Source organism: Neptunicella sp., assembly GCF_048268085.1.
In the GTDB taxonomy this organism is placed as follows: Bacteria; Pseudomonadota; Gammaproteobacteria; order Enterobacterales; family Alteromonadaceae; genus Neptunicella.
On the sequence record NZ_JBLWWF010000001.1, the window covers coordinates 226933 to 246181 of the forward strand.

Consider the following 19249-nt stretch of genomic DNA (forward strand, 5'->3'; position numbering starts at 1 on the left):
TTCAACTCACACTTAACAACGGATAATCATGCAACCTATTTTTTCAAAACTCTCCTTAATAGCGGTAGCTTGTCTGGCAGCCTATGCAGCCCCGAGCCTTTCTTATGCAGATGATGACATCGATAATATTACGATAATCGGCATGCGCGATAATCGTGTTAGCGAAGGGGCAACCGGTTTGGCTCTGGATATTCAGGAAACACCGCAGTCAATTAGCGTGGTTGATCGTGAATTAATGGATTTGTTTGGTACCGATGATATTAATAGCGCGCTGGATTTGGTTACCGGTATTCGCGTGGAACGTTGGGAGACTAACCGGACTAATTATTTATCACGGGGGTTTGAAATTAAAAGCACCCAAATCGATGGTGTCGGTTTACCCAATAGTTGGGGCTTGGTCGAAGGCGCCATCGATTCTTTTGGCTATGAGCAAATAGAAGTGATCCGGGGTGCCAACGGGTTACTGACCGGTTTAGGTAATGCATCGGGAACCATCAATTATATTCGCAAACGCCCGCTGAATGAAAAAGCCGGACAGGTTGGCGCGAGTATTGGCTCTTACGCCCAGTATCGTGTTCAGGCAGATTATTCTTCCCCCTTGACCGAAAACGGTGACTGGGCTGGTCGGGTGGTGGTTGCTGCCGATCAGGCTAATTCCTACTTACGCGGTTACAGTTCCGACAGACAGTACATTTACGGCGTTGTTGATGGTCAGTTAACCGATGTGTCCAGTATAGCGGTGGGCTATTCCTATCAAAATGCCCAGTCTGATGGTGTGATGTGGGGAGGACTGACGTTTTCCAACCTTGATGGCACTCAGGCCGAATTTGACGTAGGCGCTTCAACCGCACAGGACTGGACCTATTGGGACAATATTAATCAAAGTGCATTTGTGGAATATAACCATCTATTGTCTGCTCAATGGCAACTGCAACTGAGTTATAACTATCGGGCGATGGAGTCGGATAGTGAATTACTATTTGCCTATAGCTATGAAGGGCTGGATCCGGACACTGCGGAAGGCTTGGTTGGCTGGCCCGGAAAATGGCCTGGGGAAGATAAAGCGAATATTTTTGAAGCAAAATTGACAGGTTATTTCGATTGGCTAGGTGGAGCTCATCAGGTGGTTGTCGGTGCCAGCTCGGCTAAAAATAAGAATGATTCATACATGCACCCATTTGCAGACGATGAACCTGCCTATGCAGGTTTACCGGCATTTCCTTATGGTGGTGCAGACATTCCAGAACCAGTTTGGGGAGCTAAAACTCTGGATAGTCAAACCGAAGATACCCTGCGCCGTTACTATGCTGTGACCCAGCTTGAGTTTTCTCAATTGGCACTGACACTCGGAGTCAACGCAGTGTCATTTGACCGTGATTCTTCTACGCTCGAAACCACCCTGAAGGGCGATGAAATCAGCCCTTATGCCGGTATTTCTTATCACTTTACCCAGGATGTCATGGGTTATGTGAGTTATTCAGATATTTATCAGCCGCAGGATTACTATGATGTTACCGGTGATTATCTGGATCCGACTAAAGGAACCAACTACGAAATTGGGGTTAAAACCGCCTGGTTGGATAAAAAACTGGTGGCTAATCTGGCATGGTTTAAAGCCGAGCAATTGGGGTTGGGTGTATATGCCGGATTAAACACCGACACTGGCCAGTATTATTATGAAGGTCAGGATACTTATTCAGAAGGTGTTGAGCTGGAATTACAAGGTCAATTATACCAGCAACTTCAGTTTACTTTTGGTGCCACATTGGTCGATGTTGAAGATGAAAACGATCAGGATGTTTATCCTTGGGTACCTGAAAAAACTGTTAATTTGTCGCTGTTTTCAGCGCTGCCACAAAATGATGATATAACTCTGGGGTTATCGGCCAAATGGCAGTCCGAAATCAGTAAAGTAGACGGTTATAGCGGTTTTCCTGTCAGACAGTCAGCGTATGCAAAACTGGATGCGTTTGCCACCTGGGATATCGATGAACACTCCCGTTTGCGTTTCAATATTGATAATCTTACAGATGAAAAATATATCACTAGCTTATGGGAGATCGGTTTCTATGCCGCCCCCCGCCAATATAAACTCAGTTATCAATACAGCTTTTAATATCAACAGGTCAATAAAAGGGAGCTGCGCTTCCCTTTGAATGTGAAGGATAGTATATGAATCGCTCGTTCAGAAACTGGTATTGGGTACACAAGTGGACCAGTCTGATTTCCACCCTATTTTTATTGATGCTGTGTATTACCGGATTGCCTTTGATCTTTTCACACGAAATCAGTGAGGTGTCTGGATCTGTTGTTGAGCCACTGGAAATGCCGGGAGTAACCACACAGGTTAGTATTGATAATATTGCAGCAGCAGCTAAGCAACGCCTGCCTTCTGATGTTGTGCAATATATGTTTCAGGATGCGGATGAACCGGAATATTGGTGGGTAACCATGGCGCCTTCCGTGGATGCAGTTGAAGCGTCGGCTTATTACGTCTATGACGCCAGAACTGGAGATTTTGTTTTTGAGTATCCGGTTGCACAAGGATTTGTGTACTTTATGTATCGCTTACATTTAGACATGTTTGCCGGTTTAAGTGGTACCTTGTTTCTGGGCGTGATGGGACTTTTGCTGGCCGCATCGCTGGTCTCTGGTGCGATGATATATGGACGCTTTATGACCCGGTTAGAGTTTGGAACGGTGCGAAAAAAGCGTAATCAACGACTTAAATGGCTGGATTTACATAACCTGCTGGGCATAGTCACCCTGTGTTGGCTAATGGTGGTAGGAGTCACCGGCGTGATTAATACGTTGTCGGTACCTATATTCGGCTACTGGCAAGGCACAGAGCTAACTCGTATGACTCAGAGCGTGTCTGCTGACAAGCCGCTGGCCGGTGAAAGTGTGTCGGTTCAAAACGCGTTTGATGCGGTTAAACAGGTGAGTCCTGATACTTACGTGAGCTTTATAGCCTTTCCCGGTAACAGCTTTGCCGGACCTTCCCACTTCGGTTTTTTCATGAATGGTAATACCCCGTTAACTTCTAAATTACTGACCCCTATTCTGGTTGATGCACGTACATCAGAAGTGACTGAAGTGGGCAAAATGCCTTGGTATGTTACCGCACTATTGGTATCTCAGCCGTTGCATTTTGGTGATTATGGGAATTTGCCGCTGAAGATCATCTGGGCGTTATTCGATATTCTTGCCATTATTGTGTTAGGTAGCGGTGTTTATCTCTGGCTTAAAAAACGTAAATTAACTGCCGAACAACGCTTTGGTTTATCTGAGACACCTTCGAATGTGGAAACGCGGATATGAATCGTGGTTTAAGTTCTGGTCAGATTTGGTTACGCCCGCTGATATATAATTTGTTAAGTCTTATTGGTTTGGTATCGGCATTACTGTCAGATTCGTGGGGAGATTGGTTAGCTTGGTTGACCTTAACATTGCCTTTATGGGTAATCGTTTATTGTTGGTGGGGCAAATCAGATGGTTGACGAAGTATTTGCTAATTAGATTAAAAGTTATCTAGTTAGTAACATTGCTATTGATGTTACTGGCTCGGAAGACTAGGTATTGAACAAAAGTGTCAACGTTATTTAGGACGGGTCATGATAGCGAATTAAGGCGGGCGCACTCCGCTTTTTTATAAAAAACGGTTAAATCTTTCAGTATTTTATCCTTTTGCGACTACGCTTAGGTTTTGTATAAATAACAACCAAAATCTAAAGGGATTTATGCCATGCGCCAACGCTGTGTTATTTTGCTTCGTTTTATCCTGTTCGCCTTCAATTTATTAATCTTCTCGACTCATGCCACCACCTTGGCAAAGGACACTCCATCCTCTACTACAAAGGGTAATACCTTCGTCGCGCCAAAAGAATGGTCACTTAGTCAGCAAGGGGCTGTCACCATTTTAGAAGTGCCGGAAGGGCAGTCCTATATCGTGCTGGTAGATGTACAGGCCGATAACGCCGAAGCCGCTGTTAGTCAGGCGTGGGGGGCTTATAAAAATTCAGGGCGTGAAATCAAGTTGGTGACTGAACAGCCTGATAAAAATGGGTGGTCGAAACAGAAAGAGTTTGAATATGAAACATCACCCAATGAAAAACGCAGTGTGTATGCCGGAGCTATGTTTGCCAACAATGGCTGGACTGTTTGGCTGTACGATATGGCACATCAGGTCGGTGAAAAACGCGGCGCACAAATCGGACTTATTTTTAGTAGCCTGACACCAAAAGGTTATAGCAAGGAAAGTTTTGCCGGTAAGAAAGCGCATAAACTGGATCAGAAAAGATTGGCCGAGCTCACCGATTTTATCCAAATGGCGATGCAAAAAGCAGATGTTCCCGGGGTGGGCTTGGGGATTTTACAAGATGGCAAGGTGGTCTTTGCTGACGGATTTGGTGTACGCGATTTTGACAAACGGCAGAAAGTGGACGCTGATACCTTGTTTATGGTGGCCTCCAACACCAAAGCCATGACCACAATGTTGCTGGCCAAACTGGTGGATGAAGGCAAGATGAACTGGACAACACCGGTGGTCGATTTGCTACCGTCATTTCGATTGGGTGATGATAAAATCACCCAGAGTGTGTTGGTCGAACATTTAATTTGTGCCTGTACCGGTTTGCCCAGAAAAGATATGGACTGGATTTTTGAATACGCTAACTTAACGCCTGAACTGGCCATGGTTGAAGTGGCTAATACCCAACCCACCAGTCAGTTTGGTGAAATGTTCCAGTATTCCAATTTACTTGCTGCCGCGGCCGGTTATGTGGGCGGGCATGTGGCTTATCCCGAGCTTGAATTGGGGGCAGGCTACGATAAGGCTATGCAAACCCGGATTTACGATCCGTTGTCAATGGGATCCACCACACTGGACTTTGATGCAGCGCTGGCAAAAAATCACGCCGAGGCCTTTGGTACCGATATCGATGGCCATAACAAACCTCTGGATATGAATATTAATCGAACGGTGATACCGGTTCGTCCGGCTGGTGCGGCCTGGAGTAATGTAAATGATATGCTCAAATATATTGCCTTTGAGATGAATGCAGGGGTATTACCCAATGGCAAACAATATATTTCCCGCCAAAATGTATTGGAACGACAAAAACCGATGGTGCCACTTGATGATAACGCAACCTACGGTATGGGCTTGATAGTAGACAATGAGTATGGGGTCAAAGTGGTACATCATGGTGGAGATATGTTTGGTCATCATAGCGATATGATGTGGTTACCCGAATTTGGTGTTGCAGCCGTGGTGCTCACCAGCAGCGATCCTGGCTGGTTAATTCGCTCCCAATTTCGGCGCAAATTGCTGGAAGTACTATTTGACGGGGAAGATAAAGCCGATAACGCGTTGACCACCGCTGCCAGTAACTATTTCAAACAAATCGGCAAAGAGGTTGATGGGTTGGATGGCGTTATGGATAACGATGCACTCAGCACCTTAGTTAGCCACTACTACAATAAAGATTTGGGTGATATTGATGTTACCCGCACAAAAAGTGAAGTGATATTCGATTTTGGCGAGTGGCAATCTCGGGTACGGAGTCGCAAAAATCCGGATGGAACAGTGTCCTTTTTAACTGTCGATCCGGGCTTGTTCGGTTTTGAATTTGTGGTGGGTTCCGCTGATCAACCACAACTGATCTTGCGCGACTCACAACATGAATATGTGTTCGAAGGTGATAAATAAACCGGAACGTGGATAAGTCTGTAAAAGGGCAGCCGATGTTGGCTGCCTTTTTAGTTTTGCTGTTGTCGCGTTGCCTGTTGAACATAGTGTTTTTTACAGTGGTTTGGATGGGGTAGTGATTAGTTAATCTCGACATTACTCAGGGTAATTGTATTACGTCCATCCCGTTTGCTTTGATATAGCGCGTCATCGGCCATTTTTAATGCTGCAGTGAAGCTATGTTGTGCAGGAGTGACGTTAGCCAAACCTATGCTAATGGTGACATTGACCAGATCGTTATCCAAGTAACGCATTTGCTCTGTAACTCGCTGACGGAGTCGTTGGCTAATGTCGATGGCCATGTCTGCACTTGCGTTATTTAATAACACGGCAAATTCTTCTCCACCGATCCGGGCGACAATGTCGCCACTGCGCAGACATTTGGATAATATCGAGGCTAAGTTTTTAAGTACATCATCGCCTTTGGCATGCCCAAAATTGTCATTGATGGCTTTGAAGTGATCAATATCAATCATCATTAACGTGACTGAGGTACCGCTATTTTCCTGCCAATATTTTTCAAGTTGACTAAAAAAATATTCCCTGTTGGCCAGTTTGGTTAATCCATCGCGCTGAGACTTAAGTGTGAGCTTGCGTTCCAGCCTTAGAAAAGACAGCCATGGCAAAAGTAACGCCGTTAATGTGGTTAGAAATACGTGACTGATTAACGTGTAGGCGGTGCTGGCAGGTAAACCTTGAGGATCGCTACTGGACCAGTGGGTGGCTATCAGCGTTGCTTGCAAGAGCATGATCAGGCTATGAAAAATAAAGATAAATTGCAGCGTACGGGTGTAAACCGGCTCACTAAAAACGGACTTTTTCAACAATATTGCACAGATAAAAAACAGTAATGCAATAATAATGGCAGCGACAATATTGGCGATTTGCGCGTGCTGGTGAGTGGAAAATAAAACAATAATGGTGAGCGCCAAAAAACTGTAGGAACGCTGGCGTTTGATTTTGGTAAAACGCAATCGTGAAAATTGAATGAGTCCAAGCAGGATAAAAACCGGAGCGAACAACAGCAACACGTCTGCTATAAAAAACGTGATAATTGGAGCGAAACCATAGGCGCGTAAGGCTGCCAGAGAGCCGCCTAAAACAAAACTTAAGCAGGATGCCGCCCAAAATTTGAAGCATTTATCTTTTGGTCGCCGCTGATACAGGATAAATAGGTAAAAACTGACCATCAGATTGATCATCAGGGTTACGGCTAATATTGTTGGTAAATGCATTTCTCTCCCTGATGCTTTGGTACATCAACATTAATCTCATGTTCCTTGCAGCAATGTAGCAGAGCTGCTTATAAATCACTATAAAATCATGGGTATAGCTAGCTGAAACCAGGTATATATTTTATTGGCTGTGATGGTTGGCCCTTTCGTTAGTTAAACTGATTATTGACTTGTTTTCATTAAACTTGCCCCAAGTAAGTTATTTAATACTTAGTTGTTAGCCAAGGAGATGTGACATGTCAGATCCAACTTATACGCCACCTAAAGTCTGGTCATTCGATGCCGAGAATGGTGGAGAGTTTGCCAGCATTAACCGCCCCACTGCCGGGGCGCGCGTTGATAAGGCACTACCTCGGGGTAAACATCCATTCCAGTTGTATTCTTTAGCGACCCCCAATGGGGTGAAAGTTACCATATTGTTTGAAGAGCTATTGGCCGCCGGTTTTAGTGAGGCTGAATATGATGCGTATTTAATTAAAATCGGAGATGGCGATCAATTTGGTAGCGGCTTTGTCGAGATTAATCCTAATTCGAAAATTCCGGCCTTATTGGATACCAGTACCAAACCGGAAACCCGTGTGTTTGAATCCGGTTCTATCCTGCTTTATTTGGCGGAAAAATTCGGTGCCTTTATTCCAACGGATCCTGCTGGCCGAACCGAATGTTTAAATTGGTTATTTTGGCAAATGGGTAGTGCACCGTTTTTAGGGGGAGGATTTGGGCATTTCTATAAATATGCACCGGAGAAATACCAGTATCCGATTGATCGTTACACGATGGAGGTAAAACGTCAGCTGGATGTACTGGACAAACAGTTAGCTAAACATCGTTATATTGCTGGTGATGACTATACGATTGCCGATATTGCAATTTGGTCCTGGTATGGTCAGGTGGCATTGAACCGTGCCTACGAAGCGGCCGAGTTTTTACAAACTCATGAATACAAGCATGTACTTCGTTGGGCTAAGGAAATTGATCAACGGCCAGCGGTAAAGCGGGGTTTAAAGGTTAACTGCACTTGGGGAGAGCCGGAAGAACAGGTTCATGAGCGTCATAGTGCTGCGGATTTTGATTAACACGGATTGGCCAGTGGCCTGCTAACACAGGAGACTGGCCTTGGTCGTGTCCAATTTGTGGATTACAGCTTGAATACGCCTGTTTGATTGCTAACGACAGGTTTTATGATTCATCCACATAAAACGGAATATTGGCATTGGCGACTTTATTGTCTTCGCTACTAATCGTTACGAATAACCGATAGGCACCTGGCTTAGCGGGAGCACTGAAACTTAGATTGCCTTGCTTGTCCTGATACTCAAAAAGTCCGGAGACTGGCTTCGGACGGGCTTCCGGATCGCCACCGGCTTTAATATCGGTGCTTTCCGGCAGGATTTCCCAGTGGATGGTTAACGCACCTTCACCGTGATGCAGTATATCCACGGCAGCCTGATTTTTGCTGTTGCGGTTTAAATGAATGCTGTCGATAGCATGTTGGTTATTGATGCTATAATCAGCAATCGAAGGGGCACGGCTGGCAGGCCATTCGCCTGTCCACAAGTATTGCAGGTTATCGACAACTTCATTTGGATTACCTTGTTCGGTAAACACGCCATACCAGGTTGGGGTGGTTTCCTGTTTTTGTCCCCATAAAAATGCGTAGGAACCTAACGCTCTGTCAGGAGCACCTAACACTCCGCCTTGATAACGGCTGCGATAAGAGGCGGCTTTTTCAGTACTGGTCTGTTCAATCGGCGCATCCCAGTCGGTTTTAGGGACTTCCCAGTGTCCGGTTGGTCCCCATTCCGTTACACAATAAGCTGCGGTATAACCGTAATCGAGTAGTTGTTGGGGTAAGGCTTCTAATCCACCATAGGTATTAATACTTAAATAATCGATGCTGGGCACCCGTTGCATAATGAGTTCGGTTTTGGCTTTATCAATACCTGCGGTGACGGTGGTCACCAGATGATTGGGATCGAGTTGTTTGATCATCCTGGCAATATCTTCCACGGCATACCAGACATTGGTATTGGTATAAAACAAGTCCAGTTCGTTACCAATTCCCCACGCGAGTAGGGCGGGGTGATCTTTATATTTAAGTACTTGTTGACGCACGGCTTCTTTTTGCGCCGCAACAGCCTGTTTATCATTGTAATCAAAACCGTGCCGTTCAGGTGTTAAGCGTAATCCCATCATGACGGTTAAGCCGTTGGCTTGGGCATTATCCAGCACTTGTTGGGCGTTATCGGTTCCCCAGGTACGTATTGAGTTTCCGCCAGAGGCTTTAAGCAACGCCATATTGCCGCTGCCACCACCGCCTTTAACAAAATAAGGCTGGCCATCGCGGATTATTTGATAGTGACCATTTTTGTGCTGCAAGCTAGTTTTAACCGCTTGAGTATCTGAGCTGCGGGTTAACGGTTGCTGACAAGCGGCTAGTAATAATAGTGAGCTGAATACAGCGATTCGTAAGATTACATGCATGAGTAGACTCTTCCTGAAGGACATAAACGAATTAAAATGATAGCGCTTACATTAACCTGCTTATTAGATGAGATGCAAAGGTTTGTTAGGGCGGGTTAGTTGTTGGCGTCTCAAATTTGTTCTAACCAGCCTTTTTTGATCGCGACGTCCGGTTACAAGTCAGCTGCATTCAAGTTAACACCCATCAACAGTGAATGACTCACCAAGTTAGTGACGTTTAATTAACTCAAATTAGCTGATTAAAATCATTTTAATTCAGCCTTAATATAAAAAAAGACTGTACAGTTAAAAAATGTATGGCTAAAGTATGAACAGAATTGTCAGAATTTGTACGATATTTTTTGAGCGTTGGCATTCTCGATAATAGACATCTCAACTAAAACTAAAAAAATTCAAGGGGAACAATTGTGTCTGAGCAAACAAAGAAATATTGGTTATTAGCAGCCATGTCAGCTGTTGTGTTACCACTAAGTTCGCTAGCTTATGCAGCAGACGAGGCGAATACTGATAAAGAAGCCGAGGACCTCGAAAAAATAACAGTGACTTCATCAAGAAGGGTGCAAACCATTCAGGATGTACCCGCGTCGGTCACAGCGGTCAACCCGGAGTCTTTCCTGAATACTGGCTTGAATTCGATAGGCGACATTATTGATTATAGTGCCGGTTTCAATATTGATCGGGGCAATGGTCAGCGAGGGCGCGGCTCAATTTCGGCTCGCGGTGTCAGCCAAACCGGCTCAACAGCGGTCACTGCCATTTATGTGGATGATGTCCCCATGACCAGTAACAGCGGCTTTGCAGAGGGAGGCACCTTGTTTTTTGACGGTCTGCTCGGCGATGTTGAGCGAGTAGAGCTGATCAAGGGACCACAAGGGACGTTATTTGGTGCTACTGCGATAAGTGGTGCAATTCGCTATATCAGTAAAGAACCGGCTTTGTTTGAATCACGGGGTAGTGTTACTGCCGATGTTTCTGCTATTAAGGATGGCGGGATTAACAAACAGTACCGCGGATTTTACAGTTTTCCCCTTGTTGAAGATAAGCTCGGACTGACCTTGTCGGGATTTTCTTCCGATGATGCCGGTTATGTGGATCAGGTTGATCCTGCCAGCGGTGACGTGTTGCGTGAAGATGCTAACGACGCGGATAACTACGGTTATTCTGCTGATTTGTTTTATGAGGTATCAGCGGATTTAAGTTTCCGTGTTAAAGGATTAAAACAAAAGTCTTCGTTTGGTATGGGGTCGGCGGTAAAAATTGCCTCTTTGGATAAAGATGAGGCTTATGGAAAACTGCAAGGTGACGACTCCTTTGGCAGCGATGAAATGGAAAACACCATGTTATCCGCCAGTATGACTTATGAATTTAGTGGTGCGACACTGGATTTGACTACCAGTGACGTTGAGTACCAAGTAGCGCGTAGCGTTGACTATACCCAGATCTATGGTCCCTATCTGGATCTGTTGGAAGGTAATCCTCCAGGCACAACCACATCCGCACCTGTTACCTACGATATTCAGTCAGAGAAGCGGGTACATGAAGCACGTTTAACCTCAAAAAATAACGATAAAATTGAATGGATTGCCGGATTGTACGCCGCCGATGAATCCACTAATAATCAGCAGTCATTAATTGGTCTACCTACCAATGTTATTGGCTTGGTTGCCGCCTTTCCGAGTGAATATGAAGAGTTGGCAGCTTTCGGGAATCTGACTTATTACGTGACGCCTGATTTTGATCTGACGGCGGGGGTGCGTCTGGCAAAAACCGAATTGGCATTGCGTTTTATGCAAGAAGGATTGTTGGTGCAGGCCTCGGACGAACAATTGGAAACCGCTAAATCGGATATTCAAACGTATTTGTTGACGTCGCGATACAGACCGAATAAAGACACGTCTTTTTATGCTCGTATTGCCAGCGGTTATCGTCCTGGTTCGTCGAATCTGTCATTGGTTGATCCGGTAACCGGTGTGTTGTTATCGCAACCTACTGTTGAACAGGACGATTTGTGGAGTTATGAACTGGGGGTCAAAGGCGATGTGGACAATCGTTGGTTTAGCTACGATACCAGCCTGTGGTATCTGGATTGGGATAATTTCCAGAGTGCGGTGTATTTCAATGGTTTGGGCACTGAAGGTAATGCCAAAGGCGGTGTCACTGCGTACGGTTTTGAAGGTGCGTTTACTATCAATCCTGGCAATGGTTTTAGTTTGACCACCTCATTGGCGTATTCGCGCAGCACCCTGAATGAAGATGAACCACAGTTATATGGTGTTAAAGGGGCAGATCTGGCCGGCGTTCCCAGGTGGCGGGCAACCTCCATTGGTCGTTACGATTTTGAATTAGCCAATGGCACCGATGCCTGGGTTGGCGGAGGTTTCCGTTATACCGGTAGTGCACCGTCCAGCTTCGTTAACGGCGACCCGACAAATCCGCTGGTCAATATTGATAGTGACAATGTGTTGCTGGTTGACCTGAATGCCGGGCTTGAGTGGGAAAGTATCCAGATTAACTTTTATATCAATAATCTGCTCGATAACGATGCTTATAGTAGTTATACCGCCAGAGCTGTGCCGGGAACGGGTACTTTCAATATAACCGCAATCCCGCTGCAACCAAGAACAGTAGGCGCCAGCCTGACTTATTCATTTTAACTCGATTGGGAAATCTCATGATTCAATCCGCCAGGGGTGGATTGGATCATGTCAAAGAGTGTCTTTGAGAGATCATTTTTCGAGTCGTTACGCATTATTTTTATCTTGATAGTAATGCAACGATTCCGGCTGAGAATGTATATATGAATCAAGTTACAACAATTAAGTTATCCCCTCCCTATGTCATTTTTCTTGGTGATGTGACGGAGCTGTTGCATGCCAAAACCGGTGCCGGACTCGTACAGTGGTGCCCGGAAATGGTGGTGGGCCAGTATCGTCAACGTCCTGATGTGGTGGATTTAGGAGTCCCGGATTTAGATATTGAGCAGTGTGTTGCTGCCGGAGCTAAAAGTCTGGTCATTGGAGTGGCTTCTGTAGGGGGAGCCATTAGCGATAACTGGGTACCCTTATTGAATCAGGCTGCGTTAGCCGGTTTGGATATTGTCAGTGGATTACATTCTGACTTAGCTAATGTTCCGGGCTTGGCTGAATCGGCCAAACAAGGCGGAGCCAAGCTGGTTAACGTGCGCAGAGCGCCAGCCCGATTACCGGTGGGTAATGGTCGTAAACGCGCAGGTAAAAGAGTGTTAATGGTGGGCACCGATTGTGCCGTGGGGAAAAAATATTCTGCGTTGGCGTTGTCACAATCCATGAATGAAAGGGGAATAGCAGCCACTTTCCGTGCAACCGGGCAGACCGGTATCATGATTGCCGGTAGTGGAATTCCGGTGGATTCGGTGATCGCCGATTTTATCAGTGGTGCTGCAGAAGTCATTTCACCAGATAATGAAGCCAATCATTGGGATATTATCGAAGGGCAGGGCTCGTTATTTAACCCATCTTATTCAGGCGTCAGCCTTGGTTTATTGCATGGTTCCCAGCCAGATGCCATTGTGGTCTGTCATGATGCCAGCCGCGAATTTGTCAGCTCGTGTCCCGATTACCGCTTGCCATCGGTTAAAGACTGTATTGAGCTGAACCTGAGCTGTGCGAGAATTACTAACCCTGAGGTTGTCTGTATAGGCGTGTGTGTAAATACGTCAAAATTATCCGAAGAAATGCGTCAGGATTATTTACAACAACTTTCAGCACAACTTCAACTGCCTTGTGTTGATCCTATTCGTGATGGTTGCAATGCGCTGGTGGATGAAATACTCAAACTAACATAAAGCCCTTGATACTCCTGTACTGATGTCAGGGGCCAGTCTTTGTGACACAATTATCGACGTTGAATAAAGCCATCGATAGTGGGTTATGAAACTGATAATAAATATAATTAAACAGGAGTAAGCATGGCCAACACGGCTTTTGGGTTATTTAATGCCAATCACGTTGTACGCCGGTATCTGCTGCCCGGATTGGTTTTTCAGTCGGTAATTGTCGGAGGCGGCTACGGTACCGGGCGCGAAATTGCGGAATTCTTTCTGGTACATGGTCCCTTGGGTGGCCTGCTGGGGATGGCAATCGCCTGTATTGCATGGGGACTGGTGTTAGCCGTGGCGTTTGAATTCGCCAGATTGACTAAAAGTTATAACTACCGCAGTTTTTTCCGTCAGCTTCTTGGCCGCGCCTGGCCATTATTTGAAATTATCTATTTGCTAATTGCCTTGTTGGTGCTGGCCGTGCTTGGTTCAGCAGCGGCAGAAATGGTTTCCTCGGCATTGGGCATACCGGGCATTATCGGCACATTTGTTTTACTGATTACCGTTGGCAGTCTGGCTTATTTTGGTAGTAAGGCAATTGAAGGGGTATTGGCTTTTTGGTCATTACTGCTTTATGTGGTTTACGCCGTATTTCTGGTGTGGGCGTTAAATGTCTTTGGTGAGGATATTTCCACAGCCCTTGGCAGTGAAGAAATAATCGGAGCCTGGCATCTTGATGGATTACGCTATGCCGCTTATAACCTCAATGCGCTAGCCGCGGTACTGTTTGTGCTGCCGCATCTTGAAACCCGGCAAGAGGCAATTGGCTCAGGCTTATTGGCTGGGGTGATCGGTATCGTTCCCGGCATCTTTGTGTTTATTGCCATGTTGGCACAATATCCTCAGATAATTGAAGTGCCGGTGCCTATTACGTCGTTATTGCAGGGCTTAAATGCACTGTGGTTTTTTATCGTGTTCCAAATTATTTTGTTTGGTACCTTTATCGAAACCGGCGCTGGTATTATTCACGCCATTAATGAACGCGTGGCGAGTGTGTTTATGGAACGGCAACGACCATTTCCTAATGGTTTACGTTTTGGTTTGGCGGTCGGGATTCTGGCTATTGCGGTATTTTTAGCTGATAGCGTAGGGATTATCGGTTTGATCGCCCAAGGCTATGGAATGTTGTCTTATGCCTTTATTCTGGTGGTGATTGTGCCGCTGATGACGGTAGGGGTGTACCGGATTGTTCGTTCCAACAACCCGGTAAATCGACAGGTTGATTAAACCAGTAAGTCCTGAGTATAAAATTGTTCATGAGAAAAGATGGCGTTCAATATGCGTTCTTCGGTTTGCAAGATCATTTCTTGCACCACCGTATAAATCTTTTTCGGCTCATCTGTTTTGATCACATCCAGAATAATGCTCTGTTGTTCGCTGGAATAGGGAAAGGACTTTCTGGTTTTCACATATAGCCAGTAAATTCGCATCGCAGTATCTTCCAATTGACGTGCCCAGTCGTCTACCAACGGATAACCTGCCGGAGTGCAGAGCGCCAGATTCAATTGTTTATTGATTTTGAGAATGTCCAGCGCGGACAGATCATCTTTAATGGGTAATGAACGTTGAATTTTTTCATGTAATGCATTGATATGCTTGAAATCGACTTTTGCCCCGGACAGCGAAATAACTTCAGGTAGCAAGATCTTGCGCAAGGTGAAGTTTTGCTTAATTTCCAGCAAGGTTAATGGGGCTACCTGTGTCACCCGCGGAGACAGGGAGACTAAAAATTGTTGGGCGATTAGCCTTTCAATCAAGTTTCTTGCTACGGTGCGACTGATACCAAACATGTCGCTTAAAATATTTTCAGACACTTTCTGACTAGGAGTCAGTTTTTGCGTCACAATCGCATCCATTACGATTTCATAGGCATCGGCAGCATCGTTATTCTTGGCGGCTCCCTTACTCATTGCTTTTCCTCAATATATTTACAATGTGCATTTTGTAACCTACCCAATCCGAATATACAAGGGTTAAGAGCCGCTTAAATTAAAAATAAGACTGTATTAATTTATAAAATGGCTGTACAAAAGCGTTGTGTTGTGATTAAAGTATAACCAGTTCGATTCGGTGCGGTAATTTATGACCAAACTGAATTTTGTTTCATTAAGTGATAACTGCCTGAGATAAAGGCAGATTTTGGTGACAAAAATGGCAGACCTGATTAAACGAGCCTTGCTTATTATGATCGCGCTTCTTCCTTTGGGCAGCATGGCTAATAGTTATGACATTGCGATTGTCGGTGGCCGCGTTATCGATCCGCAAAGTGGTTTGGATGCCGTGCGCAATATTGCGATTAGCAACAACAAAATTATGTTGGTCACTGAACAAAATATCACTGCCGATAAAGTCATTGATGCTAATGGTCTGATTGTCAGTCCCGGTTTCATTGATATGCATGCACATGGTCAAAATCTTGTTGCCGGTCGGGTTCAGGCTATGGATGGGGTTACCACCGCATTGGAACTTGAATCGGGAGCCTTGCCAGTCAGTCAGTTTTATCAGCAAGCCGCAGATGAAGGACGGGCAATCAACTATGGTGCATCGGTTAACTGGGCGAATGCGCGGATTGCAGCATTTGTTAAGGATTTACCTGAAGATGGTTCACAGTGGTTCGAAGCCAATATGGACAAATTAGATTGGCAACAACAACCCGCCAGCCAAGAACAATTGGATAAAATTCTCACTGCTGTTCAGCAAGGACTGGATGAAGGTGGCTTGGGAATTGGCTTTTTACTCGGTTACGCACCCGGTAGTGGTTATAAGGAATATTATCAGGTATCCAAACTTGCCGCACAGGCCGGGTTGCCTACATTTACCCACGCACGGTTTTTATCCATGCTTGAGCCAGACAGCTCTTTTGAAGCCATGTCGGAAATTGTGGGGGTGGCAGCCAGCACGGGTGTGCATGCCCATATCGTCCATCTGAATTCTATTAGTCTGCGCGATATCGCGTTAATTGGACCGATGATTAAACAGGCACAGCAGCGCGGTGTCGACATTAGCACCGAAGCCTATCCCTATGGAGCCGGTTCCACTAGCGTGGGATCGGCATTATTTCGCGGGCCAAACTGGCGCGAAAAAGTCGGGGGGATCAGTGCGCACAATTTCGATCTGAATGGCCACCGCTTAAATGAAGACGAACTCGCTCATTTACAAAAAGACGAGCCCGGCACAGAAGTCGTTATTCACTTACTGGATACCTCTAATCCTGTCGATCAACATTATCTGGATGAATCTATATTATTTGAAAATGGCGTGATCGCCTCTGATGGTATGCCCTGGATGCTGGACGGCCATCCGGTTGCAAGTGGTGAATGGCCTTTGCCGGTTAAGGCGTGGAGTCATCCGCGTAGCGCTGGAACCTTTTCACGTTTCTTACGTATATATGTTCGCGAACGCAAGTTGCTTTCCTGGTTGGAGGCAATTGAAAAACTCAGTTATGGACCCGCCAAAATACTGCAAGATGCGATCCCGCAAATGAAATTTAAAGGCCGGATCCAGCCCGGTGCCGATGCCGATATTGTGGTATTTGATCCTAAAACCGTGACAGATAAAGCCACGTTTAACCAACCGGCACAGACCTCAAGCGGGTATCACTATGTGTTGGTAAATGGCGTTCCGTTAGTGGATCAAAGTCAGTTAAATCCGGCGGTATTTCCCGGTCAGGCGATTCGTAATGCTCACTAACCGCTGGTGTGTTGGTTGGCTAGGCGCTGCCCTTATACAGTGCTGGCCAATCAACCAGCTGACATACATAACCATCAATTCATCAACATTATTTATAACAACAATATTTGCACAGGAGCGAAAAAAATGACCCGTTTACCCCTTTTCAGGTATTTATTATCTGCTGTAATTCTGCTTTTTAGTTGCGTGGGATTGACCAATGCGCAAGATGATTCCAGCGTTGAGAGTGAGCCGTTACCCGGTCTTGAATCCTTTATGGACGGTCTGGTTAATGCGCAGCTTAAAAATAGCCATATCGCCGGCGGAACTATTGGCATTGTAAAAGATGGCAAAGTATTAATGGCCAAAGGATATGGTTATGCGGATGTTAAAAATCGCGTGCCGGTTAGTGGTGAAAAAACGTTATTTCGTCCTGGTTCTACATCAAAATTGTTTACTTATACCGCTGTGATGCAATTAGCTGAGCAAGGCAAAATTGATCTTAATGCCGATGCGAATAGCTATCTGACTCAATTCCAGATCCCTGACACCTTTGAGAAGCCAATCAAAGTCATTGATTTACTGACCCATACTGCCGGTTTTGAAGAGAAATTTATCAACATGATTGTGTTTGATGAAAAAGAACTGGTGCCAATGGATCAATTTTTAGCAAACGGGTTGCCAGATCGGGTTCGTCCTGTTGGTCAAAATTCGTCTTATTCTAATCATGCGGTGGCGATTGCCGGTTTGATTGTGGCTAATGTATCGGGCATGTCATTTGACGAGTATGTGGAAAAAAATATTTTTTATCCGTTAGGGATGAACAGCACCACCTTCAGAGAACCGTTGCCAGCCAATCTGATCGATAACATGTCGAATGGATATACCTACAATCCAGATACCGAAACCTATCATCAGGAAAAATTCGAAATGGTGCATATGTTAGCGCCCGCTGGTTCGTCTTCGTCGACAGCTGCGGATATGGCTAAATTTATGATCGCACATTTAAATCAAGGTAGTTACAACGGTGTGAGTATTTTACAGCCGGAGACGACTGCTAAAATGCACAGCAAACTGTATTCCAAAAACTTTGGCGGGCACGCCATGGATTATGGATTTTATGAGACCAGTTATAAAGGTCTGGATATGATTGGGCATGGTGGTGACTTGCTGTTCTTCCACTCGGATATGTATCTTTTACCGGAACAAAATTTCGGTATCTTTATGTCATTTAATACCGCGGATGTTGGTGAAACTCGCAATATTATTATTACTGCATTGTTAGATGAGTATTTTACCCAAGAGACTGAGGTGCCAAAATCTCCCGCTGATTTTGCCAGCAAGGTAGGAAATTATGTGGGTGAATATCAATTTATGCGCCATTCTTCCAGCGACTTCACTAAGTCTGCCGGTTTGCTTGGTGGCACACTCAGTGTGTCTCCCGGGGAAGATAATACCTTGTTGATTAAACCAATGGGCGGACGCTTTGCGCAAGTGGATGATCATCTGTTTGTCAGTGTTGATTTAAGTTCACCTGATTTTAGTAAAATAACGTTTAATCTGGATGCAAATGGAGAGGCAGATGAACTGTATTTATTGCCCTTCATGCATGCGACCAAGCTGGGCTTTTTTGAAAGTCCCAGTACCCATCAGGTGTTCCTGATTATTTGTGCGATTGCGTTTGTTTCCATCCTGATCAGTGCATTTCGTCAGAGAAAGAAACATGTTGGTGTGGCTAAATCGCAATTACTGTTGCCTCGTTTGTTAGCGGTAGTCAGTGGTCTGAATCTGTTTTTTCTGGTGTTTTACGGCATAGCGTTCTCTATTAACTATGCCACTTTATTTGCCGCTTCGTCGTCAGCGTTCATCATGATACCTATTGCATTAACGGTTCTTCTGGTGTCGTTGCTGGTATCGATTCCGCTGGTCTATGTGACTTATGTTGCTTGGGCTAAAGGTGAATGGCATACCAGAAGACGAGTGGCCTATACAGTGGTGACCGTGTTGGTCGTGCTGTTCCTGATACTGATGAATTACTATAACTTGATTGGATACCAATACTGATTAGTGACCAATATTAGTAGTCTGTCTGATGCCCACCATCCGGTGGGCATTTTTTTGTGTTTCCCCCTTCCGAATCCGATAGATAGCCTATCCTCATTAACATGGCTGAATAAAAAATAAATTAACACAGCGTTAATTTAAAAAAAGGCTGTACAGTGTTGGGGTGTTGTGGTTAAAGTATAACCAGATTAC

13 protein-coding genes are annotated in these 19249 nt (G+C 45.2%); 10 read left to right on the forward strand and 3 right to left on the reverse strand.

The window, feature by feature from the left end:
* Positions 1-28: 28 nt before the first annotated feature.
* The 4 genes from ACTD55_RS00980 (at position 29) to ACTD55_RS00995 (ending at position 5710) form a co-directional block, all read left to right on the forward strand.
* Positions 29-2116: a TonB-dependent siderophore receptor gene (locus ACTD55_RS00980; protein WP_438862429.1), complete on the forward strand. Its 2088-nt coding sequence runs from the start codon at positions 29-31 to the stop codon at positions 2114-2116.
* 56 nt (positions 2117-2172) lie between these two features.
* Positions 2173-3321: a PepSY-associated TM helix domain-containing protein gene (locus tag ACTD55_RS00985; protein WP_438862430.1), complete on the forward strand. Its 1149-nt coding sequence runs from the start codon at positions 2173-2175 to the stop codon at positions 3319-3321.
* Positions 3318-3500 (forward strand): hypothetical protein, encoded by a 183-nt coding sequence (locus tag ACTD55_RS00990; protein WP_438862431.1) that lies wholly within the window; start codon positions 3318-3320, stop codon positions 3498-3500. The genes ACTD55_RS00985 and ACTD55_RS00990 overlap by 4 nt, the downstream gene beginning before the upstream one ends.
* Positions 3501-3745: 245 nt before the next feature.
* Positions 3746-5710: a serine hydrolase domain-containing protein gene (locus ACTD55_RS00995; RefSeq protein ID WP_438862432.1), complete on the forward strand. Its 1965-nt coding sequence runs from the start codon at positions 3746-3748 to the stop codon at positions 5708-5710.
* Between the two features lie 119 nt (positions 5711-5829).
* On the opposite strand, the gene ACTD55_RS01000 is transcribed toward ACTD55_RS00995, so the two are convergent.
* Complete coding sequence (locus ACTD55_RS01000; RefSeq protein WP_438862433.1) at positions 5830-6984, reverse strand: diguanylate cyclase; 1155 nt, start codon at positions 6982-6984, stop codon at positions 5830-5832.
* Between the two features lie 236 nt (positions 6985-7220).
* Here ACTD55_RS01000 and yghU point away from each other — a divergent pair, with 236 nt between their 5' ends.
* Positions 7221-8060 carry a glutathione-dependent disulfide-bond oxidoreductase gene (gene yghU, locus ACTD55_RS01005; RefSeq protein WP_438862434.1) on the forward strand — a complete coding sequence of 280 codons (840 nt, stop codon included), beginning with the start codon at positions 7221-7223 and terminating at the stop codon, positions 8058-8060.
* A gap of 103 nt (positions 8061-8163) precedes the next feature.
* Here the strand turns inward: yghU and ACTD55_RS01010 are convergent, their stop codons facing one another.
* The gene (locus ACTD55_RS01010) at positions 8164-9468 is read right to left on the reverse strand and encodes a glycoside hydrolase family 2 TIM barrel-domain containing protein (protein ID WP_438862435.1); all 1305 of its coding nucleotides are present in this window, start codon (positions 9466-9468) and stop codon (positions 8164-8166) included.
* A 407-nt stretch (positions 9469-9875) separates the two neighbouring features.
* On the opposite strand from ACTD55_RS01010, the gene ACTD55_RS01015 reads away from it, so the two are divergent.
* The 3 genes from ACTD55_RS01015 to ACTD55_RS01025 all read left to right on the forward strand — a co-directional run bounded on the left by ACTD55_RS01015 (position 9876) and on the right by ACTD55_RS01025 (position 14551).
* Positions 9876-12122, forward strand: a complete 2247-nt coding sequence (locus ACTD55_RS01015; RefSeq protein ID WP_438862436.1) for a TonB-dependent receptor — start codon at positions 9876-9878, stop codon at positions 12120-12122.
* Between the two features lie 143 nt (positions 12123-12265).
* The gene (locus ACTD55_RS01020) at positions 12266-13291 is read left to right on the forward strand and encodes a DUF1611 domain-containing protein (protein ID WP_438862437.1); all 1026 of its coding nucleotides are present in this window, start codon (positions 12266-12268) and stop codon (positions 13289-13291) included.
* A gap of 123 nt (positions 13292-13414) precedes the next feature.
* A complete protein-coding gene (locus tag ACTD55_RS01025; RefSeq protein ID WP_438862438.1) occupies positions 13415-14551 on the forward strand; it encodes a hypothetical protein in 1137 nt (378 codons plus the stop codon).
* Here the strand turns inward: ACTD55_RS01025 and ACTD55_RS01030 are convergent.
* Positions 14548-15234, reverse strand: coding sequence for a GntR family transcriptional regulator (locus ACTD55_RS01030; RefSeq protein ID WP_438862439.1), 687 nt, complete (start codon positions 15232-15234; stop codon positions 14548-14550). The two genes, ACTD55_RS01025 and ACTD55_RS01030, sit on opposite strands and share 4 nt — an antisense overlap.
* A 241-nt stretch (positions 15235-15475) precedes the next feature.
* Here ACTD55_RS01030 and ACTD55_RS01035 point away from each other — a divergent pair, with 241 nt between their 5' ends.
* Positions 15476-17014 (forward strand): amidohydrolase family protein, encoded by a 1539-nt coding sequence (locus tag ACTD55_RS01035; protein WP_438862440.1) that lies wholly within the window; start codon positions 15476-15478, stop codon positions 17012-17014.
* 126 nt (positions 17015-17140) lie between these two features.
* On the forward strand, positions 17141-19057 hold the full coding sequence (locus ACTD55_RS01040) for a serine hydrolase domain-containing protein (protein WP_438862441.1): 1917 nt from the start codon (positions 17141-17143) through the stop codon (positions 19055-19057).
* The last annotated feature ends 192 nt before the right edge of the window (positions 19058-19249 follow it).

What these genes read in the sequence shown, in the direction of transcription:
- ACTD55_RS00980 (WP_438862429.1), top strand. Translation starts at nt 29, where the DNA reads ATGCAACCTATTTTTTCAAAACTCTCCTTAATAGCGGTAGCTTGTCTG.
- ACTD55_RS00985 (WP_438862430.1), top strand. Translation starts at nt 2,173, where the DNA reads ATGAATCGCTCGTTCAGAAACTGGTATTGGGTACACAAGTGGACCAGT.
- ACTD55_RS00990 (WP_438862431.1), top strand. Translation starts at nt 3,318, where the DNA reads ATGAATCGTGGTTTAAGTTCTGGTCAGATTTGGTTACGCCCGCTGATA.
- ACTD55_RS00995 (WP_438862432.1), top strand. Translation starts at nt 3,746, where the DNA reads ATGCGCCAACGCTGTGTTATTTTGCTTCGTTTTATCCTGTTCGCCTTC.
- ACTD55_RS01000 (WP_438862433.1), bottom strand. Translation starts at nt 6,984, where the DNA reads ATGCATTTACCAACAATATTAGCCGTAACCCTGATGATCAATCTGATG.
- yghU (WP_438862434.1), top strand. Translation starts at nt 7,221, where the DNA reads ATGTCAGATCCAACTTATACGCCACCTAAAGTCTGGTCATTCGATGCC.
- ACTD55_RS01010 (WP_438862435.1), bottom strand. Translation starts at nt 9,468, where the DNA reads ATGCATGTAATCTTACGAATCGCTGTATTCAGCTCACTATTATTACTA.
- ACTD55_RS01020 (WP_438862437.1), top strand. Translation starts at nt 12,266, where the DNA reads ATGAATCAAGTTACAACAATTAAGTTATCCCCTCCCTATGTCATTTTT.
- ACTD55_RS01025 (WP_438862438.1), top strand. Translation starts at nt 13,415, where the DNA reads ATGGCCAACACGGCTTTTGGGTTATTTAATGCCAATCACGTTGTACGC.
- ACTD55_RS01030 (WP_438862439.1), bottom strand. Translation starts at nt 15,234, where the DNA reads ATGAGTAAGGGAGCCGCCAAGAATAACGATGCTGCCGATGCCTATGAA.
- ACTD55_RS01035 (WP_438862440.1), top strand. Translation starts at nt 15,476, where the DNA reads ATGGCAGACCTGATTAAACGAGCCTTGCTTATTATGATCGCGCTTCTT.
- ACTD55_RS01040 (WP_438862441.1), top strand. Translation starts at nt 17,141, where the DNA reads ATGACCCGTTTACCCCTTTTCAGGTATTTATTATCTGCTGTAATTCTG.